The sequence below is a fragment of the Leptobacterium meishanense genome (assembly GCF_037645805.1).
In the GTDB taxonomy this organism is placed as follows: domain Bacteria; phylum Bacteroidota; class Bacteroidia; order Flavobacteriales; family Flavobacteriaceae; genus Leptobacterium_A; species Leptobacterium_A meishanense.
The window spans coordinates 347,698-373,132 of the sequence record NZ_JBBEXE010000002.1 but is presented as its reverse complement, the minus strand read 5'-3'; the positions used below and the strand labels follow the sequence as shown (position 1 = coordinate 373,132).

The following is a 25,435-nucleotide window of genomic DNA, read 5'->3' as shown; positions in this document are numbered from 1 at the left end:
AATTATTTGCCATCTTATTGTATAAAAAAGGCCGTTTTATAACGGCCTTAAAAATGTATTTTTAGATTCTGTTTATTTCAAAATATCTTTTAAAGCACTATTCATGTTCCGAACAGCATCGGCACTCTTGGCAAATAAGGCTTTTTCTTCTTCATTGAGATTGACATCTACAATTTCTTCTAAACCATTTTTTCCTATAATACATGGCACCCCAATACAGATATCACTTTGACCGTATTCACCTTCCAGGTATACGGAGCAAGGGATCATTTTCTTTTGGTTATTTAAAATACTATCCACTAAGTATGACACGGATGCTCCGGGTGCGTACCATGCAGAAGTACCCAACAATTTTGTTAGTGTAGCACCACCTACCATGGTATCGGCTGCTACTTTTTTCAGGGCTTCTTCCGAAAGAAACTTAGAAACCGGAATACCGTTATAAGAGGCCAATCGCGTTAACGGAATCATAGTGGTATCTCCGTGCCCTCCTATGACCATTCCATGGACATCATTAGCAGGTTTGTCTAAAGCTAAAGACAAGTACGTTTTAAAGCGAGAACTATCCAGTGCACCACCCATTCCTATAATCCTGTTTTTTGGAAGTCCTGTAGCTTTTAACGCCAGATATGTCATGGTGTCCATTGGGTTAGAGACTACTACGATAATTGCATTTGGGGAATGTTCAAGGATATTCTCTGCCACAGTTTGTACAATCCCTGCATTGATCCCGATAAGTTCTTCTCTCGTCATTCCGGGTTTTCTTGGGATTCCTGATGTAATAACTACGACATCACTTCCGGCTGTCTTAGTATAGTCGTTGGTACTTCCTGTTACTTTAGTATTAAAACCCAAAGTAGTTTGGGTTTGTGTAATGTCTAACGCTTTTCCTTCGGCAAAGCCTTCCTTAATATCTAATAAAACGATTTCGCTTGCTATTCTTCTATACGCAATGGCATCTGCACATGTAGCACCCACATTGCCGGCACCCACTATAGTAACTTTCATGTATCTCTGTATTTTGGATTAATATTTGTTTTGGCAAAATTACAGAATTACGCAGAAAAGACACTGGCTCATTTGTTTTATTTTTAAGGTATTCTACCTAAAACCAAAGCTCACCCCAAATGAAAGGTTATTATATGATGCTAATGTATAATCGGCATTAAGCCTAAAAAAACCTAGTTTGAGGTATGCTCCCAAAGAAGCCCGTATCCCTGAGGTACTACTATCAATGGAAAGTGGGTCTATTAGTGTATCTCCTGCAATAGCTCCTGATTGTATTATGTAGGTTCCCTTTAAATCAGTTTTTGAATTTCCCGTAGCATATCCAAGTCCTCCATAAAAATTAAAAACCGGAAATTTTGTAGAACCTATCACATGAAATATCCAGGTATCAGTAACATGCTCTAAGCGTTGATTACTTCCTGAAACAATGCTTGTGGCTGTGAAATCGTAAGTTCCGTCTAAGCGGGTGTACCCTATCAAGCCGGAAATAGCTACCGGAAATAGCTTGTCAGCAGGAAGCCATGAAGTAAATTCATGTTGTATACCAAAACCGTATAAGCCGGCTTCTACTTCCTCTGTTTCTACTTTAGGGAAATAACGTGCTTTGATTTCCGTGCCTTTTATGAGCCCGAAACTAACTTGTAAAAAAGCACTGGGCATAAAATTGATATCAGATGAACCTAATCCTGTAGGCAATTCAAACACCGCATCATCTACTGCTCCCGGAAGCGGCCCTTCCACCACCATAGCTACATTTTCTATATCTCCGAAAGCCGTAGATACTTCTTTTGAAGGACTGCCATCTAAAAAGCGAAGGTTTTCATAGTCTGCTGTGTTAAGTACGAAATTTTTATTTTCATCTTTTACAAAGGATGCATTTCCTATTACGGAAATTTCAAAACCGAACAGCTTTTTTGCCTTTCCACTATTGAACCAACCACTATTTAAGTTGTATACCAATGCATCTGTAGCAGGGTTGAGATAGTCTCCCAGATATTGTTCGGTATCATTTACACCTGCTGATAAAATATCTTCTATGTTTTCTTGTGAATACGTAGTAGTAATTGCTGACATGCAAACTACCACAAATAGGATTTTTTTCATGATTTGAATATAATTTGGTTGCTACAAAGTAACAAAAAAATGAAAAACTCGTAATTACCACGAGTTTTTACAAGTTATTTATACTACTCATAAAGATACTTACGCATCAATATTGGCGTATACCGCGTTCTTTTCAATAAATTCACGCCGTGGCGGTACTTCATCGCCCATAAGCATGGAAAATATGCGGTCGGCTTCACTACCGCTATCTATGGTAACTTGCCTAAGGGTCCTAAATTCAGGGTTCATGGTAGTGTCCCATAGCTGATCGGCATTCATTTCTCCCAAACCTTTGTAGCGTTGTACAGAGGCACCATTACCAAATTGCTCCAGCAACACATCGCGTTCCTTATCACTCCATGCGTATTCTTTTTTAGTCCCTTTTTTAACAAGATATAAAGGTGGCGTAGCAATATATACATGGCCATTTTCTATGAGTTCTCGCATGTAGCGGAAGAAGAATGTCAAGATTAAAGTAGAAATATGAGATCCATCTACATCGGCATCACACATAATAATAACTTTATAATATCTTAGTTTTTCAAGGTTCAACTCTTTACTGTCTTCTTCAGTTCCTATGGTAACTCCCAATGCGGTAAAAATATTCCTGATTTCTTCATTTTCAAACACTTTGTGCTGCATCGCTTTTTCTACATTAAGGATTTTACCCCTCAGTGGCAATATGGCCTGAAAATTCCGATCTCTTCCTTGCTTTGCGGTACCACCTGCAGAGTCTCCCTCTACCAAAAATACTTCACATTTTTCAGGGTCTTGTTCGGAACAATCGGAGAGTTTTCCGGGAAGCCCCGTACCGTTCATTACCGATTTTCGCTGTACCATTTCTCGGGCTTTCCTTGCTGCATGGCGTGCCTGTGCTGCCAGAATAACTTTTTGAACAATGGTTTTGGCATCATTGGGATGTTCTTCCAGATAATTCTCCAACATCTCTGATACTGCCTGAGAAACGGCTGAAGTGACCTCTCTATTCCCTAATTTGGTCTTGGTTTGTCCTTCAAATTGTGGTTCGGCAACTTTTACAGAAACAATAGCAGTCAATCCTTCACGGAAATCATCTCCAGAGATTTCAAATTTCAACTTATCGAGCATTCCCGACGTATCTGCATATTTTTTTAAGGTGGTTGTTAAACCTCTTCGAAACCCTGAAAGGTGCGTTCCCCCTTCATGGGTATTTATGTTATTGACATAGGAATGCAAGTTTTCATTGAAGGAAGTGTTATACGTCATGGCAACTTCTACAGGAATACCATTTTTTTCACCTTCCATTGCGATAATGTCTGCTATAATGGGCTCTCTATTTCCATCTAAAAACCGGATAAATTCTTTTAATCCTTCTTCTGAATGAAATACCTCACCTTCAAACTCACCATTTTCTTTTTTATGGCGTCTATCTATAATTTCAATGGTAATCCCTTTGTTCAAGAAGGCAAGCTCTCGCATTCTTCCTGCAAGGGTATCATAGCTATATTCTGTGGTTTGTTCAAAGATACTGGCATCAGGCTTAAAGGTGACTATTGTTCCCCTTTTTGTAGTCTCTCCAACTGTTTTTACAGGATACAACGTTTTTCCTTTTTCGTATTCCTGTTCCCATATTTTACCATCTCTATGAACCGTAGCTTTTAAATGGTCTGAGAGTGCATTTACTACCGAAACTCCCACACCGTGAAGCCCTCCGGAAACTTTATAGGAATCTTTGTCAAATTTACCGCCGGCACCGATCTTGGTCATGACTACTTCTAAAGCGGATACGCCTTCTTTTTTATGAGTATCTACCGGAATTCCCCGTCCATTGTCTTCAACGGTAATGGAGTTGTCTTCGTTGATAGTTATGTGTATGGTATCGCAATGGCCTGCAAGTGCTTCATCAATAGAATTATCCACTACTTCATAAACTAGGTGATGTAACCCTCGCGTACCAACATCTCCGATATACATAGACGGACGCATGCGTACATGTTCCATTCCTTCCAACGCTTGAATATTGTCCGCTGAATAGTCATTTTTCTTTATTTCTTCACTCATAAAATGCAGATCTTAATTTATTAGAATACTAAACGAACAAATATACGGATTCACAAGCAAAATTGAGGTTTAACCATCTTATCATCAACGTTAAGTTATTAACAATTTTATGTGGAAAAACAACCTAAAAAAGAGGGTGTCTAAAAAGCCATAAAAACTCCAAATATGTCATATTGAGCGTAGTCGAAATATCTGATCATCAATTGCGTATGATTCTCGACTGCGCTCGAATTGACAGAAAAACACACTTTAGACACGCTCTTCATAAATAATAATTAAAACGATTAAATCAAATGGCAATTTTAGTGTGTTTGTGGGCAATAGTGGTGTCTGCTTTTACATGTGCTGCATTGGCCCTGCCGCTCGGATCAGGGTTTTCCTGCCATTTCGGAATCCATTTTTTAACGGTCAACGCTGCACTGTCTTGTGGGAAGTGCTTGTGGAATATTTCCCGATAATAATACGCCTCTTTTGTCGCTGGGGTATTTATTGGATATTTTGAAGCTGCAGAAGCTAGTTGTTCATCCGTTACTTGGGCTGCACAATATTCAATAAGGGTGTCTATCCAATTATAACCAACTCCGTCTGAGAATTGTTCTTTTTGCCTCCACAGTACTTCTTCCGGAAGAAAAGGCCGTTCAGGAGTATCAAATGCTTTTCTGAGGATATATTTTTCACGTCCTTCGTATGTGTCCGGCCTTTTATGATAAGGGTTTATCGACATGGCTATTTCTAGAAACTCTTTATCTAAAAACGGAACGCGAGCTTCCAGGCCATGTGCCATGGTACTTTTATCAGCTCTTAAACAGTCGGCCGTAGCCAATTTTTGGACCCTATCAATTGTTTCTCTTTGGAAATCTTCCGTAGAAGGGGCATTCCTAAAATATAAATAGCCTCCAAATATTTCATCGGCGCCCTCTCCGCTCAACACTACTTTTATGCCCAAATCGGTAATGGCTTTGCTCATAAAATACATCGGCGTGGAGGCACGTATAGAGGTCACGTCATAGGTTTCCAGATGCCAAATGAGTTTTTCGATAATCCGGATGCCATCTTCTACCGTAAAATAGAGCTCATGGTGTTCCGTGCCTAAGTAATCGGCCACTTTTCGAGCTGCAATTAAATCCGGGGCATCTTTATCTAAACCGATGGAAAAAGAATGTAATTTCTGCCCAGTTCCTTCCAGTAACCTAGATGCTATGGCAGAGGTTAATGAGGAATCTAGCCCTCCTGAAAGCAATACACCCAAAGGAACGTCTGACATTAATCGTTTTTTAGTGGCTGTTATAAGCGCTTCTCTAAGTTTTGCGATATCTAACTCTCCGGTAGCTGCTTCATCATCAAACCATTCCGGTTCATAATAACGGACAAACCCGGTTTTTGGGGTATAAAAATGTCCTGGAGGAAATGCTGCAAACTCTATACACTGATCGGCAATGGTTTTCATTTCAGAAGCAAAATACATTCTTCCTTCTTTGTCTTTTCCATAGTAAAGGGGTTTTATACCAATGGGGTCGCGCCCGGCTATGTAATCATCTCCATCAATCACTACAAAGGCAAAAACGCCGTCTAATTTGTTGCAGAAATCATAGCCAAACTCTTCATAAAGGTGAACAATGACTTCAGAATCTGAATGTGTCCTAAATGTATGTTTTTTTAGTAGTGTATTGCGAAGTTCCTCATGGTTGTATATCTCACCGTTATGCACCATCCATGCGGTAGCTGTTCCTTGTATGGGTTGCTTCCCCGTATGAAGGTCGATGATAGAAAGCCTTTCATGGCTAAGGATATGCCCTTTTTCGGTACAGTGGAGATCACTTTCATCCGGCCCGCGATGGCCCATCCGCTTAGATATTTGCTTTGCAATTGCTTTGTCTTTTCCTTCTCCAATAATTGCTAAAATTCCGCACATATTTTATCTTGTTTTAATTGATAAGCAAATATTCTATTTTAATTCCATTTTTAAAATAAATATTGTGTTTTATGTTTTAATTTAAAACTAAAAATTGATTTTTTTATAATAAAAAGAATTTTAAATGGTTCTTTCTAGTTATTCTTGTGATAATTTGTAAGTTTTATTTTTAACAATATAATATTCTTTTTATTTCATAGTTTTATAGTCAAAATTATTTGACGTCATGAAAAAAATTATTTCTTTGCTGTGTTTAGCTACTATTGTTTGTTTTACGGATACTGTTTCTGCCCAACGTTTTAGTGATTTAGACAAAAGCCCTCATGATATTTCATATTATAGGATGCGCAGAGGTGATGACCCTGATATTAAAGTGTTGTATGGAAGACCACAAATGAAAGGGCGTAAAATTTTTGGTGGTATTGTTCCTTATGACCGTGTATGGCGTACCGGAGCCAACGAAGCTACAGAGGTTACTTTTTACAGGGACTTTCGATTGGGAGGTACTACGCTTAAAGCAGGCACTTATGTATTGTACAGTATTCCAGGAGAAAATGAATGGACCATTATTTTGAATAGTAAGTTACATGTTTGGGGCGCTTATAGTTATGATAAACGACATGATGTAGCTAGTGTTAAGGTACCCGTTAAAACAGATACTAAACCTTTAGAAGCTTTCTCAATTACTTTTAAGGATGGCGAAAACTTGTCAATTTATATGATACTTGGTTGGGACACTACTCGTATATGGGTTCCTATTGAAATGGATTAATTCTTTTCATATACCATTTCCCCTCCCAGGAAGGTATGTTTTACCTGCACATTTGGGATTTCATTTTCAGGGATTTGCATGATATCTTTATCAAGTATTGTAAAATCGGCAAATTTACCTGTTTCGATACTGCCTTTTTCGGTTTCTTCAAAATTGGAGTAGGCTGCCCAAATTGTCATACCTTTTAAAGCTTCCTCACGTGATAATAGTTCTTCAGGAAGAAAACCTCCTTCAGGATAGTTATCCAAATCTTTACGGGTTACTGCTGCATAGAAGGTTAGAAACGGGCTTACCTGTTCTACTGGAAAATCAGTTCCCAAGGCTACTATTCCTGCTTGGTTTAAAAGTTTTTTATAAGCGTATGCGCCTTTTATCCTTTCTGCCCCTACTCTATCTTCTGCCCAATACATATCACTGGTTGCGTGTGTAGGCTGTACAGAGGGGATAATACCATTTTTAAACGCTTCAAATTCGTTTACATCCACTACTTGGGCATGTTCTATTTTCCAACGACGGTCTTTTTTTCCTTCTAATACTTTGTTATACGCTTTTAAAACAACACTATTGGCTGAATCGCCTATAGCATGCGTATTCATTTGGTATTCGGAAGCAGCAATGCGTGTTGCTAATTGATGAATATCAGATACAGGGGTTACCAATGCACCATAATGTCCCGGTTTATCAGTGTATGGTTCTTTTAAAGCTGCTCCTCTGGAACCTAGTGCACCATCTCCATATACTTTTACAGAACGTACATTGAGTTTATCTGTTTTTAGTATTCCTTTCGGTAAATAGTAATCGAGATTTTCCTTATTGTTACTTATCATAGCATAAATACGGATGCTCAACGCATCATTTTGTTGAAGGCTGTCAATAAGTTCTATAGTAGCTTTATTGATACCTGCATCATTTACAGTAGTAAGTCCATATTGAAAGCATATGTTTTCGGCATCTTGTAGTGCTTGTATTTGGGTGTTGGTATCGGGTTTTGGAATGACAGCATCTACCAGACTCATGGGGTTATCGATAAGGATACCTGTTAGTGCTCCATTTTTTATTTCTATCTCACCGCCCGTTACTTGGGTTGTTACTGTAATCCCTGCCATATCCAAGGCTTTTTGGTTAACCAAGTATGCATGCCCATCTATACGTTCCAAGGCTACAGGTGTGTCTGGAAATAATGCATCCAATTTATCTTTTGTAGGGAATTCTTTGTTGTCCCAATCGTTTTGGTCCCAACCTCTGCCTACAATAAAGGTTTTGTTTTTTTCTTTTTGAAAAGCCACTACTTTTTCCAATACTTCTTCATAGCTTTTAGTACCTACTAAATCAACTGATTGTTGATTGAGCCCTAATCCATAAAAATGGCAATGTGCATCTATAAGACCTGGTAAAATGGTCTTTCCTTCTGCATCTATTACTTTATTGGCCTTATATTCGTTTTGGATGGTTTCTGAACTTCCTACTGCCAAAAATCTCCCATCTTTTATGGCAAAGGCTTCAGCTTTATTAAATTCATCGTCAACCGTATATATATTGGCATTATAAACTATGGTATCTGCTTCTTTTTTGGTAGAGCAGGAAATAATTATTAGGGATAGCAGTAGGAATATCTTTTTCATTTAAACGAATTTATATTAAACAATTGCTTTTCATAGTTTCAAACTTACATTGTAAATGAAAGTGGCCACTTTTAACTATGTATTTGGTAAAAATAGTGTATTCTGAAGAATTATTTGTGGAACTGCTCTCTTAAAAATCAAATTTGTAGATAGCCCCAGCAACTAATTGAAATCCTTGCACAGGATAGTTTGCCCATCGGGCGTATTCATTCCCTGCAATGTTGTTTAATCTCATAAAAGCAGAAAGCTGATCGTCAAACTTATAATTAAGGGTCGTGTTTACATCAAAATAACTACCCAATGTTATGAGTTGTGGGGTAACATTATTAAATGGGTTCCCAAAATTGTCAGGTGTAAATATATCTTCTCGTTCTCCCATATAAAGTATTGTTGCCCCAAACGCCCATCGGTCTCCAATTTGATAGTCTAAAAAAATTGAGGCTTTTATAGTAGGTAAATTCCATGCTGTAGGCGCTTCATCCATATTATAATCAAATAGTTCGGCATTTACTCCTAACATAAAATCACTATTAATGTTAATGTCGAGCGCCCCGGAAATAGCTATGGTCTTAACATCATCGTACACTACATTAAATGTGTTGCCGTATGCATAGCCATTATTTGGGTTGCTGAATGCGTTCAAAGGGTTTAACTGGAATAATGGCTTGTTATTTTCCACTATGTATGAACCTTTTATATCATATCCTATATTAGATGATAGTTTTCCTTTCATTCCCACATAGGCATCATACTGTTTGTCAGTAGGTAAAATGTTTAATGTAGGTGCTAAAAACTGGTTGTCTTTTACAAATCCGTGATAGGAATTTTGCTGAAGTGTTCCTTCTATCCCTCCATAAACGGTTACATATTCTTCCACTAAGCGATACGATGCTGTTACTTGAGGATAAATGAAGAAATCGTTATCACTGTTTTCTACATCGAGCATATAATATATGGATGCTCCTAAGTTTAGGGTAATGTCTTCTTGCGTTAATGAAATGTTTGGATTGGCTCCTAACAGCAACATATTGTAGTTGTTTTCTTCTTCAGTGAAAAAGCTTTGGTCAAATCCTCCATTTAAATAGTCTGCTGTAAAGTTGGCTATAATGGATTGTTCTGAAAGTGGTATTTCAAAAGAAGGTTTTAGCACAAATCTTGTTTCGTTTGACTTTTCGGCATCCCAAAAGTGTCTTAAGAGAATGTCCCCTCCTTTGAAAAAAGCATTTTCCAATGCTATATCCATTCCAACATAGGCATCATAATACGTCTGTCTTTCTTCTATGCTATTCAATGTGATTTCATCAAATGTAACCTGATTGGGCAATCCATACCAATTATAAATTTGATGTTGCGCCCCTGCCCAGGCACTCCAATACATGTCTCTCTTATGTTTTTTATAGGTCCCTTCCAGTTTGGTCTTAAAAAATTTATCATCTAGCAATACATTATCAATACCTCCTTGTGAGGAATGGTGGTTGAATGATATATCTATGGTTTCATCCCTACCTAATGTCCTGCCAGTATAAAAATCAGCCTGAGCCGTATTGTAATTCCCAAAACCAATGGCTGCATAGGTATTGTACAGTTTTTCTCTCGGTGCTCTTTTAACGCCGGAAGCTTTTCCTTTTGCGGGTGTAAATGTGGAAGCAACTGGAACGGAAAAAATAGTGTAGTTAATTTCTTTTTTTGCGGTGATTATAGAATCATTAAGCACTGGTATTTCTTTTATTTTGGATGCATCCAAAATTGTTGGCGAATACGGTTTCACAATGGTTACCTCTTCTGTTTTTATGTTTTTGTCTTGTGAATATATAGCCAATGGAAATAGAGCAACTATGTGAATTATATGACTAAGGTATCTTTGCATTTGTCTGTCTAATTTATATTGTTCAGGTAACGGATTATTCAATATTATATCTTGAACTATCTTTTTATTTATGCTTTTGTATATCTGTTTTGCAATTTAATTTTTAATTTTCGGGCACTACAGAGGCATTTCGCTTAGCTTCTTCATTTTTTATTATTTCTAACTCATTTTTTGCTTGCTCAAGTACCTCGGGATAATCTGTGAAACTTTGAATCACATTTTCCAAAATATAAGTAGCTTGGAAAGCATCTTCTAATGCATAAAAGTTTTTTGCCATGATGATCAATCCTTTTGCTCCATATTCTTTATAACCGGGATAGTTTTTTGCCAGTTCTTGAATACGTACATTTGATACTTCATAGGCTCCTTCTTTATTTTTGAAATAGGCATCATAGTAAAGTGCTTCTGCGGCAAGGTTTCCCGTAGCTGATTTTTGTACTTCTGCATATGCTTCTTTTGCTTTGGCTTCATCTCCAGTTTTTATTGCCGCTCTTGCGATCATAACATGTGCATCTGCTTTAATACGGTTGTCTATCTCTTTATGCTGCAACACCTTTTCAGCATATATGATGGTTTTTTCATAGTTTTCAAGTTCATAATATGCTTTCATAAGATTAGATTGGGCATATATAACGTTTTGCGGGTACTCAGTTTCAGCTTCTAACTGTGTTAATATAGGAATGACCTCGTCATAGGTTTTTTGTAACAAGTACATCTCGCTTACTCTTAGGAGTGCCTGTTCCGTAAATTCATTCTGCTCTTTTGAAAGTACATATTTATAATGAGGAATTGTTTTTTCTTTTTGACCATCTAAATAGTATGCCTGCGCTAAATAAAAATTTGCCTGTAAACTATGTAAGCCCTCTGGAAATTTTTGTAGGTATGCCTCAAATGACTTGATAGCTGTAATAGTATTGTTTTGATTGAATTGTTTTTCAGCCGATTCATATGTGGCATGGTCCAATTCTGCATCAGATACTTCCACAAAATCAAGTTCTTTTACCCAATTTGCGTATTCATCTACACGCCCCTCGTCTATGTAAATTAATTTTGCTGTTGAGACTGCTTGTATGGCTTCTTGTGTACTCGGGAAAGCACGTACTACTTTTTTAAACTTAATCAATGCTTCCGTATTGTTCCCGGAATTATAATGTATCAGTCCCTGTTTCAATAGTGCTTTAACAACATATTTACTTTTCTGATAACTATTGATTAACCTATCAAATCTTTTCAATGCTTCCGTGTTTTGAGATCGAAGCAGATACGTACTTCCCAATTCATACATAGCGTCATCCCGTAAAGGTGATTTTTGATACGCCTCTATGAATTGTTCAAGAGTAGTCGTTTTTTGCTCACTGTTACCTACCAAGCCATGACTCATTGCTTTTTGGAAGGTTGCATAATCTGAGCTAGTACCATTTAAGGCAATGGCTTTATTATATGCTTCCATCGCTAGCCAGTATTGGGCAAGCATAAAATGGCCATCTCCAATTCTAAGATATGCATCTTCTATACGAGGACTGTCTTGTTGGTTTTCTTCAGCATACTTTTCGAAATGCACAATAGCCTGTATATAATTTTGTTGCTTAAAATATGCGTAACCTAAATTATACTGTGCATCTTTGTATCCTATTTCTTGTACATTCGATTGTTGTAGAAACTCTTTGTATCCAATAGTTGCCTCTTCATAATTTTCTAATATGTATGCAGTTTCTGCCATCCAGTACATTGCCTGCGTTGTATATGATGGGTTGCTTCGCTCTTTCAATGATTTTTCAAAATAATTGCGTGCTGCTTTATAATTTGCTTCTGTAAATAGCTCTATGCCGCGATAAAAAGTTACTTTTTGTAATGTTTCTTTGTTTGCCGTACTTCGATTATTTTCGATAACTTCTATAGCTGCTTCATAATCTCTCGTAGTGATATAGGAATCTACCAGTAAATCTTCTATCTCATTTTTATAGGGCGATTTTGGGTGTTTTTTCAGATAATCAGTAAGTACTTGTGATACATTCTCATATGGATTCCCTATATCATAACTCAAGCGTGCGTAATTAAGCCATGCATCTTGCTGAATTTCGGTATTAAAATTCATTTCAGAAGCATTCCGAAAGGCATTTAAGGCTTCTTGTTTTTTATAGGTTTTTAAATAGCACTCTGCTAAATGGTAATAGGCATTTTGGGCAACGTGGTCGTTTCCGTCAATTATTTTATTGAACTGTTGAATGGCTTTTTCATACTCTTTTTGCTTATAGTGTGCGTATCCCAATTGATAAAAATCCGTATTGTTCCACCTCCCCCTTTTTCCTTTATAAGCTTCTAAATAAGCAATAGAGGCTTCATATTGTTGTAGATTGAAGTAGCTCTCGCCTATGATCTTATTGAGTTCTGAAACTTCGTTCCGATCTGATTTTGGCAATTGTTCTTTGGCCAAATCAATAGCCTTTTGAAAATTTCCTAATTTAAAATTTAAATCAGCTTGATAATAAGATAGTTTTTCATTGACTCCCTTCTCGTCTGTTATTTGATCAAAATATATAGTAGCTTCATCATAGTCATTATTTTGATAGGCCATATAACCAATATAGTATTTTGCTTGTGCTCCATATGCTTTGGATGTTATAACTCTGTTAAGGTGCTTTTTAGCATCATTGTATTTTTTTACTGTAAATAATGCATATCCTTTTTTAAAGTTAAACTCCTCTTCTTTTTCATTGCTTATATTATTTGTTTCTACTTTATCATACCATTTTAAAGCATAGGCATATTTCCCTTGTTCAAAATAATAATCAGCTACATCCATAAATGCTGCTGTGGTTTTTGTACTAGTGGGGTATTGAGAAACAAATTCTTCCATACGCTTATCAGCTCCCAATTGGTTAAGGCGAATAGCGGCATTAGCTATATAATAAGTACAATCAGCTGTTAACTCTATATTTGTTGATCGTTTTTTTATCTTTAGAAAGATATTTTGAGCTGCTTGGTACTGTTTGCTATGATATAAGTCCAACGCTTCCTGAAAACCCTTTAAATTATGAGTATATATTGCTGATTGTTGGGCTTTTACATTTATTAATGAGAAAAGCAGTATAATAACAATGAAATGATTGTGCATTTTATCTTTTTATGATTTGTATTGTCAACATGATAATAACGAACATGACAGGTGTTAATTATACAATTAGTAAAAATGATTTAATTCCGTATTTGAGTTCTTCTTTTAATTACTAGTTTTTGTTATTACCTTTACTTATTATTTATCACTTATGAGCACACCTATTCTGGAACTTAAAGATGTAGCTATTTACCAAAAAGAAAATCTTGTTTTAAGCAGTATTAATCTAAGTATTGAAAAAGGCGAATTTGTTTACTTAATAGGAAAAACAGGAAGTGGCAAAAGCAGTTTTATGAAAACGTTGTACGGAGACCTTCCTCTTACACAAGGTTCGGGGAGTATTGTTGATTTTGACTTGAGGGCTCTCAAAGAAAAGCAAATCCCTCCTTTAAGAAGAAAACTGGGTATTGTCTTTCAGGACTTCAAATTACTTCCGGATAGAACGGTGAATAATAATATGCTTTTTGTATTAAAAGCTACCGGTTGGAAAGACAAGATTAAAATGAAGGACAAGATACATGAGGTTTTGGATAAAGTGGGGATGAGTTCAAAAGGGTTTAAATATCCACATCAATTGTCCGGAGGGGAACAACAGCGCGTAGCCATTGCCCGGGCTTTATTAAATGACCCTGAACTTATATTAGCAGATGAGCCTACCGGGAATTTAGATCCTCAAACCAGTGTGGAGGTTATGAATGTCTTGCAAGAAATTAATCAAACAGGACGTACTATCCTCATGGCTACGCATGATTATGCTTTGATCTTAAAATTCCCTTCCAAAACATTGAAGTGTGATGGGAGTAAAGTGTTTGAGGTAGTGCAAAAGAATGCAAAATGATCTCTATCCTTATCCCTATATATAATTACAATACACTTCCTTTGGTGCAAGAATTGTGCTCACAGGTAAATTTATTGGGAAAACAGTATGAGATTATATGTATAGATGATGCTTCTGATAAAAAATATAACAATGAGAAAATACGTAACTTGCCCCATTGCTCATATCTAATACTGAAAAAAAATATTGGTAGGAGTGCTCTTCGAAATTGCCTGTCTAAAAAAGCCATGTATGATAATCTCTTGTTCCTTGATTGTGATGTGATGCCTGTTAATGATACTTTTTTAGAACATTATGTATCAAAACTGCATAAAGAGGTTGTTTATGGAGGGTGTTCTGCAATTCCTAAAAAACCTTCTGTTCCCTATGTGTTGCATTGGAAATATGGAAAAAAAAGAGAGGCATTGTGTTTAAAAAAACGATTGCGTATTCCCTTTAAGTCGTTTTCCACTGTCAACTTTATGATTAAAAAAACTATCTTGGAGGACATTCCGTTTAACGAATCCTTAAAACAATATGGTTGTGAAGATAGCCTTTTAGCAGCAACACTAAAGTCAAAAAATATATCTGTCTCTCATATTGAAAATCCTGTATATCATAATGGAATTGAACCTGCTGTTATTTTTTTAGCAAAAAGTGAAAAAGCAATGGAAAATTTAGCTCAGTTAACATCCAAAAATATGCTTCCAGAAAACTTCTACAGAGTTTCAAACATATATAGGCATTTAAATTATCTTAGACTGCACAAAATCCCTGAATTACTTGTTAAACATCTAAAAGCATTTTTTACTTCAAACTTCAATTCCTCTTATCCATCTATATTTTTACTTGATCTATATAAGTTAGGATATTATTCAAAAGTCAAAAAAACAAATTAGATGCCCTTATTCTCTGTCGTAATCCCACTTTTTAATAAAGAGCGTATTATAAAAAATACGGTTGATTCAGTTCTTAACCAAACCTTTGATGATTATGAAGTGGTTATAGTCAACGATGGTTCTACAGACAATAGTCTTGAAATTGTTAAAGAAATAGATCATCCCAAGGTTACTATTTATGATTTACAGAAGAATTACGGAGCATCCTATGCTAGGAATTATGGTGTAGGTAAGGCTTCCGGAGAGCTTATTGCTTTCTTAGATGCCGATGATAATTGGTTTTCAAATCACCTTTTAGAGTTAAATCTTTTATTTCAAAAGTTTCCTGAGGCCGGTTTTTGGGGAACCAGGTATCAATTAGTCCATTTTGATACTTTTATAGAGCTCGCTAATCTATCAATTGATTTACATAATAAACCTGATCACTTTCTTATAAAAGATTTTTTTTATGCTAGCCTGAAATTTTGTCCCGCATGCTCATCCTCTACTGCTATGCGAAAAAAAACCTTTCTTTCACTTAATGGGTTCGATGTTAACATGCGCTCAGGACAAGATACTGACCTGTGGGTCCGGGTAGGGTTAAAACATAAAATGGCCTTATCAAAAACTGTTACGGCAAACTACCTTCAAAGTCCCAATAGCCTATCATCTTCACATTTTGTGGCAGATCGGGTTCAAATGGTTGACAAGTACAAGAATGACGAGTTAAACAATCCCGGGTTAAAAAAATTCATGGACCTTAACCGCTTTTCCATTGGATTAGAACGTAAAATAAAAGGGGATCTCAAAGCTTATCAAAATATCTATGATAGCATTGACCGTAATAACCTGACTTTTAAACAAAAAATATTATTAAATACTCCACGCATATTCTTAAAGCACATGATCAGACTAAGAGCATTTTTAGCTAAACGCAGAATACGATTAAAAGTTATTGGTTAAAAACCTTGTCATAATCCATTGATTCATTCCCTTCTTTTATAATACGCTTCCGTTTTTTATAAGAATCGCTAAAAATACTTCTCGACACATCTACTTCATCTGCTTCAATTTTCATAAGTTGGGATACGCTATGGAATAGATCATCAATCATATATTTCCTCTCAGGGTAAAAGGATATTGTTTTTTCCTCTTTATATTTTTGGGATCGCCATAATATAAAAGGTATCTCATACATGCTTTTTGTTGTATTATTATCTACTGCATGGCCTGCAAAAAACAAATCTTCATAAAGTTCTTCTCCATGATCAGAGAAATAAAGCACGGAGGCTTTTACATCTTTTTTTCTAACTTCTTCTATGATAGTTCTCAATAAATAATCATTATACCTGACTGCATTATCATAACTGTTTATTTGGTTATGAACCTTTCTTGAATTATACTTTGTTTCTGGGCTATCCTTAAAATATTCGAACTCCTTAGGAAACCGTTTTTTATAATCGAAATGAGTTCCCAGCAAGTGCAAAAAGATCACCTTTTTATTTGTGCCATCATTAAACACCTCTAGCATTCTATCTACAAGGTGTCCATCATAAGGTGTAATGCTACTAGTGTGTGCCGTATTAATAAAAACTTTCTTATATGCTGCTTTCCCTATTCTAGTTATCTGGCTGCTCATCATTCCGATAGGCTGTTGATTAGATATCCAGTATGTACGATATCCTGATTGATTCAATAATTGAATAATAGATCCTTCCTTAGTTTTTTCAGGTTCTTCATAATTTCCTGCAGTAAGGGCTTTAGTTAATGAATGTATTGTATATGTGCTAGGTGCTATAACGTCTTCATATATCAATAATTCATCTTTTATTTCTTCCAGCATTGGTGTTGTTTTTCGGTAATACCCATATAATCCCATATGGCTTTTGGTTGTAGATTCTCCTACTACTATTACATGTACTTCTTTCTGTTTAGGATCGGTGAGGGTTACATTATGGAAGTTACCTGTTCCATCACTTAAATTATCGTTTAATAATTCACTGTCCTCAAGGTATAAAAAGGTAGATTTAACTATAAGGTATGGTAAATTATAAACTATAAGGTTAGAGAATTTTATAAATCCTACTAAAAAAATAATTGCCCCAAATGTGAATAGTTGATTTCTATAGTTCGGCAAATTCGCAGGGTATATGGTTTTATTTATTAAATCCTTCGTTAGGAAAAACACCAGAAAGCCATAGGATGTCATATAGACCACTAAAGTTGTATCCAAATAAAAAATAAAAAATTCTTTACTCTCTGAAATATTAGTATCCAGAATTACAAAAATGGCAGATGGACTAAAATAGGTAGCAAATAGGTAAGAATATGTACTCTCGAAAATACATACTAAAGAGAAAAACAAAAAACTCCCCACAAGGTATGTTTTCTTATATTTTAAAGGAACGGAAAACATCCCCAGTATGATAAGGAATACAAAAACAAAGCCTTCAATTAAGTTATATAGAATACTGTCATCATATTTACCAAAAGCCAGTTCAAACAGAAATGAAACAACTGCAATTATTATATATGGCAATATAACTTTAATGAGATGATTCATGTTGCCGAATTTGATTAATCGCTTTTAGACCTACAAAATATTTACTTATAGCTTCTTTCATTTTAATATAGCCTTTCCTCCATAGAAAAAATATAAATTTTATCAGCCATACCCTACTACATTCTCTATACTGTATGTATTTAATAGCACTCTTTGCTTTTATGAAAGCATCACTTCCCATATCAGTGGTAGAACGAAAAAAACTATGTAGTACAATATAACGAGGCACAAAATATATTTTTAATTGTTTTTTTAACGCCTCTAAAACAAAAAGTGTTTCTTCTCCACTTAAAAATGTACTTCTCAAACCAAAGGCTTCATTAAAAAAAATGTTATTACTTATAATAGCGCGGTGCCTAAAGGCTATCTCAACAGAGGATAAATGATCAATTTCTTTTATTTTCTTTAGCTGTTTTTTCTTACTATAATACTTTTTATAAGGTCTCCCTTCGTTAGTATCAACCATAAATGCAATTATTGACGTTTCTACCAGATCGTTAAAGGCATCTAATATTATTTTTTGAAACTCTTTTTTATACTTAACATCATCATCTGCTATTAAACATATGTCCCCTATTGCATTTTGAATAGCCAAGTTTCTACTTTTTGACAATCCTTTCTCATAAGAGTTAATTACTCTTATATTTTCATCTGATGAAACTAATAATTTATCTTTTGAAGTTTGGTTTATTATAAGGACTTTCAAGTTATTTGGCAAACCAAAAGGGAACATGTCATAAAGAAACTTTAAATCTTCTCTGTCCATTGTAGCTACCAATAATTCTAAAACCATATCTTCCATGCTTAAGGTTCTTTACTATACTTAAAAGACATCTTTTTAAAGACTATTGCTGTCAATATAAAATAACTAATGTATGTAATTGTATAGGCGATAACCATCCCCTCTAACCCATATACATTAATGAAATAAATATTAGCAAAATAAATCATTAATGCTAGTAACATATCCGTAAATATGTAACTATAAACCATTTTTTTCGCATGAAACTGAGTGACTAATATCAATGATGCTACCCTAAAAAAATCACCTAACAACTGCCATTTAAATAGCGGGGATACAGGCAAAAAATCTTCTGATAAAAAAACTAAAATAATCCACTTACGAAAAATGTATACTAAAATAAGTCCTATCCCAAAAACAGGTAATATGACTTTGTAAAACCGGTATATGGTGCTATGAAGAATTGCTCTAGAGCTTATTGATGATAAGCTAGGCAATAAATATAATGTGAGCAATGATGTTACAAAAAGTAAATAATTCGATGAAATTCTATTGATAGCTTCCCAATAACCTGCTTGCTCTGCACCAATAGCATCAATTGCATAGTTTCTGATGGTAATATATACCAAGGGAAACACAATGCCTGAAAACAATGTCATAAACACATAGCCCCCTAAATTCTTTATGTGGTTTATTTTTATATCTGATTTATATATATATAACCGAATCTTTGGCTTATAGTAACTAAACATCTTAAACAAGGTGAAAAAGAATAAAAATAACGGAGTAACAATAAGTGTAAGCAATGCTCCTTTAAGCAATAGTTGCCACGTCAGCACAAACATTAAAACTGCGTTTATTATGTATCCAAAGATGTTTATTTGCAGTACTTGCCTGAAAGCACCTAAACCATTAATAATAGAAAGTAAATATACATGTGAAACATAAAAAGGGACACTAAAGCTTATTATCTTAAAAAGATATTGATATTGTTTATCATCAAACAATAAAACACTAAGGCTTTCAGAAGAAAAAAACAATAAAATTGATATCATCAATGAGATTGGAAGTACTATACAAAAAAGAGTCGTTACAAAACTCCTGAGTTTTTCTTTACTCTCTTTATATTCAGCACTATATTTAATAAGCCCTTTTTCAAGAGATAATGTAGCTACATTATGTAATGTATGGATGAAATCCCGCAAATTTCCAACATAAACAATACCCTGCGGCCCTAGAAAAAAAGCAAGCGTCTTAGATGTTATTATGCCTCCTATTATCTTTATAGTTACTGCAAATGTGTTAAAAGAAGTAACTTTCAGTAACTTATTATCAAATAGTTTTCGCACAATGCAACGTGTTGAGATTTCGTAAAACTAAATTATTGTATGCTAATTGACAACTTTACCTCCTCTTAATAAGAAGATAATATAAATTTATCCCAACAATAACCGTATTTGTCACTATTACAGGAATAGAATCTAAAAGAACTCCATAAACTACAAAAAAGATACAACCGAAAGAATTTATAATCCGAAGTGTCCGGATATTACGCATTAGAAAAGAAATCAATACCCCTACAGAGGCTATATAACCCACCCATTCTGTTAAAGAAATTCTGAATATCTCCATATATGATAATTTAATACAATGATACAACGGAAATTGAAAAACAACATCTTTTAAGCAAATTAAAATATACCTGTATATTTGTTTAAACACGTATCTTTTTGAAGTAAACGCTAATGAACAATAGAGTTAATATTAATGAAATAAAGGTATTATCAGACGATTGGTATATTTTAAAAAAAGTAAATTTTGATTATCAATTGGAAGATAGTTCATGGCAAAATCAAACCCGCGAAGTTTACGATAGGGGAAATGGTGCCGCCATATTGCTTTACAATAAAAAACAAGAAACCGTTATTTTAACCAAACAATTCCGAATGCCTACATATTTAAACAAGAACCACTCTGGGATGATGCTAGAAGTTTGTGCAGGATTATTAGATGAAGATAACCCCGAAGATTGTATCATACGTGAAGCTGAAGAGGAAACCGGCTATCGTATACCTCATGTAAAGAAAGTGTTTGAAGCCTATATGTCACCTGGGGCTGTTACTGAAAAATTATATTATTTTGTTGCTGAATACAATGAAAACATGAAAGTAAGTGAGGGTGGTGGAAATCAAGATGAGCATGAGAATATTGAAGTCATGGAGATTCCCTTTAAAAATGCTTTAAAAATGATTGAAACAGGAGAAATTCAAGACGCAAAATCAATACTATTGCTTCAATATGCCCAAGTTCATAAGCTTATATGATTATTAAAATGCTCCCAAGTAAAAAATGGATATTACCTGTTATTGTTATTGCGCAATTTCTATGCACTTCCGTTTGGTTTGCAGGCAATGCTGTTATAAAAGGGCTTATTAATGACTATGGGCTTAATAAAAATGACCTAGGGGACATTGTTGCTGCTGTACAATTTGGTTTTATTAGTGGGACACTTATCTATGCTTTTTTTAATGTTGCCGACCGGTTTTCTCCTTCCAAAGTTTTTATGGTAAGTGCATTTTTAGGGGTCTTGGCGAATATCTCCATTATTTCTAACCATCAAACTTTTACAAGTATTTTGACATTTCGGTTTTTAACTGGTTTTTTTCTTGCCGGTATTTATCCGGTAGGAATGAAGATAGCCGCTGATTATTATGAAAAAGGCCTGGGAAAAGCATTGGGTTTTCTGGTAGGGGCTTTGGTTATTGGGACTGCTTTCCCCCATTTATTGAATAGTTTTTCTGGATATATTTCATGGAAAGCAGTTATCATTTATACTTCTGCCTTGTGTTTTTTAGGTGGTTTTTCTGTTGGTTTTTTTATCAAAAATGGCCCCTACAGAAAAGCCAGTCAAAAATTTAATATAATAGTATTATTTAGCGTCTTTAAGGATATCGCTTTTCGAAAAGCTGCTTATGGTTATTTCGGACATATGTGGGAACTGTATGCTTTCTGGACTTTTGTCCCTATAATCTTAACCACTTATATAAATATCCACGGTAATGATATCAATGTTCCTCTATGGTCATTTATGATTATTGCTATTGGTAGCATAGCGTGTATTGCCGGAGGTTATATTTCCCTAAAAAAAGGGATAAAAAAAACTGCACTAAAAGCATTGCTACTTTCTGGATTTTGCTGCTTGGTTTCTCCGTTCATGTTTTTAGTTGCCTCACCTATCATTTTTATCCTCTTTCTGCTTTTTTGGGGAATGGTTGTTATTGCTGATTCTCCTTTGTTTTCTACAATGGTTGCCCAGAATGCGATCCCGCAATACAAAGGGACTGCACTTACTATTGTAAATTGTATCGGGTTTGCTGTTACTATCATAAGCATCCAGCTTATACAAGAAATGATAAAGTATATTCCCTCCACTTATCTATACCTGCTATTGGTTCCGGGACCTGTCTTTGGAGTTTTATCTTTATATATGAAAAAAATTAGGGTTTAAATACTTTTTTATACTTTTTATACGCTAACCAACGTTTCCTCCCTTCGGAAAGACTAGGATATGACAATCCGAAATTTTTGTTAACAGCAGCTATCTTATAGGCTATTCGCCATAGAAAAAGCAATTCTTTCCACGCAGCCACGAGTTTATAATTGGGGTCATATACGTGTGTAGGTTCTGCACCTACACCATTCACTTCCAATATTTTGAAATTCTGTCCTTTTTTTAGGTCTTCTACAGACTTCGCCCGGATATCAAAACGGCCAAAATAAAACCCTTTCATTTTTTTGTTCAATGCATCAAAAACATTTTGAAGGCTCATGTCATATAAATTAGCTGCATTTACAAATTTAGTCCCCCGATTATGATTGCCTATATGTTCTAAAACTAATTGCTTCTTTTCAGGAATCACTTCATTCCATTGTTCATGAAACTTCTTTTTTAATTTTTCCTTTTGTAAGATGGCTCGCGGGTTTTGTTGAACAAGTTCTGCCAGTGTATGAGTCCCATCACCGGTTACTTTGAGAAACTCTTTAATGGTTATGGATGGTATTTTTCCTTTTACCTCATTTGGCATGCGATAGTAAAAAACGCCTATTTCAATCGGATAATCAATGTATTCTTGGACAATACAATCAACTTGCATTTCTAAAAATGCTTCTTCTAATGCTTCTTCATTATTAATCTTATAAACTGATAGCCCTCTATAACCAATGTCCGGTTTTAGAATAATAGGAAAGTTCATTTTGTTTTCTTCTATTCTCTTTATAACGGATGCTAGGGAATCTTCATTTGATATAAGCATCGATAGTGGAAGGTGTTCTTGAGGAACCAACTTTGTAAGTGTTTTGTATTTAGAGTCGCTCAAAATAAAGCCTTCGGTAATAGCGGGGTTGGTGATGAAGAAAAAAAATGGGTTTCCTGCTTTTATACTAAGCCATATATGTTGTATGTATACAGGAATATATAGAAACAACATAGGCCAATGTTCCCAACTAGAACATTTTATGAAGAATGGGTGTTTTTTTATATTGTGTAGCAGCTTCATAATCGTTTCACATGCTATTGCAGAATGTTTTAAGAAGCTATATTTTCAAGTTTATGCTGCTTTTTTAAATCATATGTAAGCTGTATATTATCTTTCTCAGCTACTATTTGTGTAATACTCACTGTTTTTACATTTGGTAAGTCCAAAATGAAAGGCGTGTTTTTATACAATCCGTGAGTTTTTAGTAAATTTTCCGGAGATACTTGCCCTTCTTGAAGAAATCGACTAAAAAAAAGCTCCTTTCTATAATGCTCTTCAGAGGTGTATAATGTAGCAGAAGACCATAAATATGATTTGTCAATAGCTAGCTGTTGCTGATGTTTTACTTTTTCATCCCATACTAATACTTGCAGGTTTTCCTGCTCTTTGAGAATCAAAGTAAAGGGTTCTATATTTTGTAGATCAATTTTATCGATAAACTCAGAAAACGAATTGTATGAGAATGCTTCTGTAACAATAAGCCCTCTGCTCTTTCTATAAGGTATATTCCTTTGATGTTTTTTAAATGCACCGTTTAATAGACACGCTACTTTTTTTTCTTTGTCAGTTGCTATCCACGTACCTCCATTTGTAGTATCCACGGGGGCATAAACACTTAATCCTTTCCTTAGCTTTATTTGCTGGGGCTCACATGTTTTTCGTAAAGGATTTTCATCCCTATTAGATGTAAGGATAAACCCTTTTTTAAAGGGTACGTAGCTTACTGTGCACATGCCTTTTTATTTCTGATGGTAGAGGCTGCAACCCCAAAATTTTCATCCAATTGAAAATCTTGTCTCAGGGCTTTTATTCCTATTTTTATAATCGCTAAGTGATGTACTGTATGCTCTACATTATATTGTAATTCTCTGTACAATGAGGTTCCTATTTGGGCAGTGTCTTCTTCACTTGTATCAAAGGCATAATTTACTTTCAACTTCATTGAAACATCTTCTTTTACATCTTCTAAGAAAGTTGTGATTTTTTCAATTTCTTGCATACAATTATGTATACTTAATTCTAATGAAGCATCTCTTACCCGTGAATCATAATCAACTTCTTTAGTATGCGCTGAGTTCATCAAACATCGATAAAACTCGAGGATGTGACGCACATGCATTCCAATGGTAGAGCCACTTAAAACATCCAGTGGCATGGAAAACTGTTCATCGTTTAATTTTTGTAACGCATCTTTTAAGTACTGTAGGTTCTGGTTATTTGCTTGTTTTAGCATTTAAGATACTTTTTTAGAATTATACCATAGCTTCTTTATAAGTCGCTTACTTTGATATGCCTTACAATTAATTCTTACTTATTTGACTTATAAAGTTATGGTATTCTACTATGATTTATGCCAAAAATACACAAACTAAATAAATATCAAACCGTATTCTATCTAAATAGCTGTGTTTTCTTATAAACTTTAGTTTTCTTCTTTTGTTGATGCCTCAAAATCTACAATCCCTTTAGCATGCAGTAGGTTATACCAATGAATGATTTTTTTTATATCACTGGTATATACGCGGTCTTCATCATAATCGGGTAAAATTTCAAAAAAATAGGCCTCTAATTCTGTTTTATTAGCTTTATGATCTACGCTAGTTGCTTCTCCATTTTCTTTTTCTTTAATTTTCTGAAATATTTCCCTAAGGGGAACTTCTTCTTTTAGCGTATAAATTGCTATCTCAGAAAGCACACTTACATTATTACGAACTCCTGCGGTAATTCTTTTCCCGTCAACAAGCGATTCCGCAATAAAGCCTGTTCTTGTCTGTGCCTTTAATTCATATAGCCCGGGTTTACCGGAAATAGCCAATATTTTATCTAAATTCACTTTTACTTCTATTTATTTAATCTAAAATTTATCTTAATTTCTTAACGTCAGGAAAGCGCATCTTATAATCAACTTTTATTTTTCCTTTAGAGATGTTACTCAATCGGCTTTTTAATAGCCGCCTCTTAAGAGACGATATCTTGTCTGTAAACAGCACGCCTTCTATATGATCATACTCATGCTGAATAATTCTGGCTATTAAACCACTATATATTTCTCTATGGGTTGTAAAATGAGCATCTAAATACTCGATTTTTAAAACTTCTTTTCTGGAGACATCCTCACGGATATCTGGTATGCTGAGGCATCCTTCATTAAAAACCCATTCTTTTCCATCTTCGTTAAGTATCTTGGCATTAATGAATACTTTTTTAAAGCTTTTAAGTGCTGTTCTTTCTTCTTCACTTAGTTCTTCATCATCTGCAAAAGGGGTCGCATCAATAACAAAAAGTCGGATTGGCAGTCCTATTTGAGGAGCTGCTAACCCTACTCCCGATGCATTGTACATAGTTTCAAACATGTTGTCTATTAGCACATTAAGATCGGGGTAATCTCGCTGAATATCTTTTGATACTTTCCTCAGTACAGGATCTCCATATGCTGTGATGGGTAATATCATTTTTTAA

Annotated in this window: 22 protein-coding genes; 6 read left to right on the top strand and 16 right to left on the bottom strand. The window is 34.9% G+C overall.

Going from position 1 to position 25,435, the window contains the following annotated elements:
- Window positions 1–72: 72 nt before the first annotated feature.
- The 4 genes from mdh to asnB all read right to left on the bottom strand — a co-directional run bounded on the left by mdh (window position 73) and on the right by asnB (window position 6,064).
- Window positions 73–1,008, bottom strand: coding sequence for a malate dehydrogenase (gene mdh / locus WBG21_RS03950; protein ID WP_340075034.1), 936 nt, complete (start codon window positions 1,006–1,008; stop codon window positions 73–75).
- A gap of 93 nt (window positions 1,009–1,101) precedes the next feature.
- Complete coding sequence (locus WBG21_RS03945) at window positions 1,102–2,112, bottom strand: DUF6588 family protein (protein ID WP_340075032.1); 1,011 nt, start codon at window positions 2,110–2,112, stop codon at window positions 1,102–1,104.
- A 99-nt stretch (window positions 2,113–2,211) separates the two neighbouring features.
- A complete protein-coding gene (gyrB, locus tag WBG21_RS03940; protein ID WP_340075030.1) occupies window positions 2,212–4,152 on the bottom strand; it encodes a DNA topoisomerase (ATP-hydrolyzing) subunit B in 1,941 nt (646 codons plus the stop codon).
- Between the two features lie 289 nt (window positions 4,153–4,441).
- The gene (asnB, locus tag WBG21_RS03935) at window positions 4,442–6,064 is read right to left on the bottom strand and encodes an asparagine synthase B (protein WP_340075028.1); all 1,623 of its coding nucleotides are present in this window, start codon (window positions 6,062–6,064) and stop codon (window positions 4,442–4,444) included.
- A gap of 226 nt (window positions 6,065–6,290) precedes the next feature.
- Between asnB and WBG21_RS03930 the strand changes: the two genes are divergently transcribed.
- Entirely contained in the window at window positions 6,291–6,836 is a 546-nt protein-coding gene (locus WBG21_RS03930; RefSeq protein WP_340075026.1) for a DUF2911 domain-containing protein, read from the top strand.
- Here the strand turns inward: WBG21_RS03930 and WBG21_RS03925 are convergent.
- From WBG21_RS03925 to WBG21_RS03915, 3 genes are all read right to left on the bottom strand, one after another.
- A complete protein-coding gene (locus WBG21_RS03925) occupies window positions 6,833–8,458 on the bottom strand; it encodes an amidohydrolase (RefSeq protein ID WP_340075024.1) in 1,626 nt (541 codons plus the stop codon). The two genes, WBG21_RS03930 and WBG21_RS03925, sit on opposite strands and share 4 nt — an antisense overlap.
- Window positions 8,459–8,588: 130 nt before the next feature.
- Window positions 8,589–10,325: a TonB-dependent receptor gene (locus WBG21_RS03920; RefSeq protein WP_340075022.1), complete on the bottom strand. Its 1,737-nt coding sequence runs from the start codon at window positions 10,323–10,325 to the stop codon at window positions 8,589–8,591.
- Window positions 10,326–10,428: 103 nt separating this feature from the next.
- Window positions 10,429–13,440 (bottom strand): tetratricopeptide repeat protein, encoded by a 3,012-nt coding sequence (locus tag WBG21_RS03915; protein WP_340075020.1) that lies wholly within the window; start codon window positions 13,438–13,440, stop codon window positions 10,429–10,431.
- A gap of 151 nt (window positions 13,441–13,591) precedes the next feature.
- On the opposite strand from WBG21_RS03915, the gene WBG21_RS03910 reads away from it, so the two are divergent.
- Genes WBG21_RS03910 through WBG21_RS03900 form a run of 3 tightly spaced genes read left to right on the top strand, consistent with a single transcriptional unit; the run spans window position 13,592 to window position 16,098 of the window.
- Complete coding sequence (locus WBG21_RS03910; protein WP_340075018.1) at window positions 13,592–14,278, top strand: cell division ATP-binding protein FtsE; 687 nt, start codon at window positions 13,592–13,594, stop codon at window positions 14,276–14,278.
- Entirely contained in the window at window positions 14,275–15,156 is an 882-nt protein-coding gene (locus WBG21_RS03905; protein ID WP_340075016.1) for a glycosyltransferase family 2 protein, read from the top strand. The genes WBG21_RS03910 and WBG21_RS03905 overlap by 4 nt, the downstream gene beginning before the upstream one ends.
- The gene (locus WBG21_RS03900; RefSeq protein WP_340075014.1) at window positions 15,157–16,098 is read left to right on the top strand and encodes a glycosyltransferase family 2 protein; all 942 of its coding nucleotides are present in this window, start codon (window positions 15,157–15,159) and stop codon (window positions 16,096–16,098) included. It begins immediately after the preceding gene.
- On the opposite strand, the gene WBG21_RS03895 is transcribed toward WBG21_RS03900, so the two are convergent.
- Genes WBG21_RS03895 through WBG21_RS03880 form a run of 4 tightly spaced genes read right to left on the bottom strand, consistent with a single transcriptional unit; the run spans window position 16,088 to window position 20,072 of the window.
- Complete coding sequence (locus tag WBG21_RS03895) at window positions 16,088–17,698, bottom strand: sulfatase-like hydrolase/transferase (RefSeq protein WP_340075012.1); 1,611 nt, start codon at window positions 17,696–17,698, stop codon at window positions 16,088–16,090. The two genes, WBG21_RS03900 and WBG21_RS03895, sit on opposite strands and share 11 nt — an antisense overlap.
- The gene (locus WBG21_RS03890; RefSeq protein ID WP_340075010.1) at window positions 17,682–18,500 is read right to left on the bottom strand and encodes a glycosyltransferase family 2 protein; all 819 of its coding nucleotides are present in this window, start codon (window positions 18,498–18,500) and stop codon (window positions 17,682–17,684) included. The genes WBG21_RS03895 and WBG21_RS03890 overlap by 17 nt, the downstream gene beginning before the upstream one ends.
- Window positions 18,501–18,502: 2 nt before the next feature.
- The gene (locus tag WBG21_RS03885; protein WP_340075008.1) at window positions 18,503–19,789 is read right to left on the bottom strand and encodes an O-antigen translocase; all 1,287 of its coding nucleotides are present in this window, start codon (window positions 19,787–19,789) and stop codon (window positions 18,503–18,505) included.
- A gap of 55 nt (window positions 19,790–19,844) precedes the next feature.
- On the bottom strand, window positions 19,845–20,072 hold the full coding sequence (locus WBG21_RS03880; RefSeq protein WP_340075006.1) for a uroporphyrinogen decarboxylase: 228 nt from the start codon (window positions 20,070–20,072) through the stop codon (window positions 19,845–19,847).
- Between the two features lie 113 nt (window positions 20,073–20,185).
- Here WBG21_RS03880 and nudK point away from each other — a divergent pair, with 113 nt between their 5' ends.
- On the top strand, window positions 20,186–20,764 hold the full coding sequence (gene nudK, locus WBG21_RS03875) for a GDP-mannose pyrophosphatase NudK (protein ID WP_340075004.1): 579 nt from the start codon (window positions 20,186–20,188) through the stop codon (window positions 20,762–20,764).
- Between the two features lie 8 nt (window positions 20,765–20,772).
- Window positions 20,773–21,948 (top strand): MFS transporter, encoded by a 1,176-nt coding sequence (locus WBG21_RS03870; protein ID WP_340075002.1) that lies wholly within the window; start codon window positions 20,773–20,775, stop codon window positions 21,946–21,948.
- Here the strand turns inward: WBG21_RS03870 and WBG21_RS03865 are convergent.
- The 5 genes from WBG21_RS03865 to def all read right to left on the bottom strand — a co-directional run bounded on the left by WBG21_RS03865 (window position 21,938) and on the right by def (window position 25,428).
- Complete coding sequence (locus WBG21_RS03865; protein ID WP_340075000.1) at window positions 21,938–22,996, bottom strand: ATP-grasp domain-containing protein; 1,059 nt, start codon at window positions 22,994–22,996, stop codon at window positions 21,938–21,940. The genes WBG21_RS03870 and WBG21_RS03865 overlap by 11 nt on opposite strands.
- A 29-nt stretch (window positions 22,997–23,025) precedes the next feature.
- On the bottom strand, window positions 23,026–23,709 hold the full coding sequence (locus WBG21_RS03860) for an NRDE family protein (RefSeq protein WP_340074998.1): 684 nt from the start codon (window positions 23,707–23,709) through the stop codon (window positions 23,026–23,028).
- Window positions 23,697–24,209, bottom strand: coding sequence for a hypothetical protein (locus WBG21_RS03855; RefSeq protein WP_340074996.1), 513 nt, complete (start codon window positions 24,207–24,209; stop codon window positions 23,697–23,699). The genes WBG21_RS03860 and WBG21_RS03855 overlap by 13 nt, the downstream gene beginning before the upstream one ends.
- A gap of 189 nt (window positions 24,210–24,398) precedes the next feature.
- Entirely contained in the window at window positions 24,399–24,809 is a 411-nt protein-coding gene (locus WBG21_RS03850) for a DUF5606 family protein (protein ID WP_340074994.1), read from the bottom strand.
- 28 nt (window positions 24,810–24,837) lie between these two features.
- Complete coding sequence (def, locus tag WBG21_RS03845; protein ID WP_340074992.1) at window positions 24,838–25,428, bottom strand: peptide deformylase; 591 nt, start codon at window positions 25,426–25,428, stop codon at window positions 24,838–24,840.
- Window positions 25,429–25,435 lie beyond the last annotated feature (7 nt).

What these genes read in the sequence shown, in the direction of transcription:
- mdh (WP_340075034.1), bottom strand. Translation starts at nt 1,008, where the DNA reads ATGAAAGTTACTATAGTGGGTGCCGGCAATGTGGGTGCTACATGTGCA.
- WBG21_RS03945 (WP_340075032.1), bottom strand. Translation starts at nt 2,112, where the DNA reads ATGAAAAAAATCCTATTTGTGGTAGTTTGCATGTCAGCAATTACTACT.
- gyrB (WP_340075030.1), bottom strand. Translation starts at nt 4,152, where the DNA reads ATGAGTGAAGAAATAAAGAAAAATGACTATTCAGCGGACAATATTCAA.
- asnB (WP_340075028.1), bottom strand. Translation starts at nt 6,064, where the DNA reads ATGTGCGGAATTTTAGCAATTATTGGAGAAGGAAAAGACAAAGCAATT.
- WBG21_RS03930 (WP_340075026.1), top strand. Translation starts at nt 6,291, where the DNA reads ATGAAAAAAATTATTTCTTTGCTGTGTTTAGCTACTATTGTTTGTTTT.
- WBG21_RS03925 (WP_340075024.1), bottom strand. Translation starts at nt 8,458, where the DNA reads ATGAAAAAGATATTCCTACTGCTATCCCTAATAATTATTTCCTGCTCT.
- WBG21_RS03920 (WP_340075022.1), bottom strand. Translation starts at nt 10,325, where the DNA reads ATGCAAAGATACCTTAGTCATATAATTCACATAGTTGCTCTATTTCCA.
- WBG21_RS03915 (WP_340075020.1), bottom strand. Translation starts at nt 13,440, where the DNA reads ATGCACAATCATTTCATTGTTATTATACTGCTTTTCTCATTAATAAAT.
- WBG21_RS03910 (WP_340075018.1), top strand. Translation starts at nt 13,592, where the DNA reads ATGAGCACACCTATTCTGGAACTTAAAGATGTAGCTATTTACCAAAAA.
- WBG21_RS03905 (WP_340075016.1), top strand. Translation starts at nt 14,275, where the DNA reads ATGATCTCTATCCTTATCCCTATATATAATTACAATACACTTCCTTTG.
- WBG21_RS03900 (WP_340075014.1), top strand. Translation starts at nt 15,157, where the DNA reads ATGCCCTTATTCTCTGTCGTAATCCCACTTTTTAATAAAGAGCGTATT.
- WBG21_RS03895 (WP_340075012.1), bottom strand. Translation starts at nt 17,698, where the DNA reads ATGAATCATCTCATTAAAGTTATATTGCCATATATAATAATTGCAGTT.
- WBG21_RS03890 (WP_340075010.1), bottom strand. Translation starts at nt 18,500, where the DNA reads ATGGAAGATATGGTTTTAGAATTATTGGTAGCTACAATGGACAGAGAA.
- WBG21_RS03880 (WP_340075006.1), bottom strand. Translation starts at nt 20,072, where the DNA reads ATGGAGATATTCAGAATTTCTTTAACAGAATGGGTGGGTTATATAGCC.
- nudK (WP_340075004.1), top strand. Translation starts at nt 20,186, where the DNA reads ATGAACAATAGAGTTAATATTAATGAAATAAAGGTATTATCAGACGAT.
- WBG21_RS03870 (WP_340075002.1), top strand. Translation starts at nt 20,773, where the DNA reads ATGCTCCCAAGTAAAAAATGGATATTACCTGTTATTGTTATTGCGCAA.
- WBG21_RS03865 (WP_340075000.1), bottom strand. Translation starts at nt 22,996, where the DNA reads ATGAAGCTGCTACACAATATAAAAAAACACCCATTCTTCATAAAATGT.
- WBG21_RS03860 (WP_340074998.1), bottom strand. Translation starts at nt 23,709, where the DNA reads ATGTGCACAGTAAGCTACGTACCCTTTAAAAAAGGGTTTATCCTTACA.
- WBG21_RS03855 (WP_340074996.1), bottom strand. Translation starts at nt 24,209, where the DNA reads ATGCTAAAACAAGCAAATAACCAGAACCTACAGTACTTAAAAGATGCG.
- def (WP_340074992.1), bottom strand. Translation starts at nt 25,428, where the DNA reads ATGATATTACCCATCACAGCATATGGAGATCCTGTACTGAGGAAAGTA.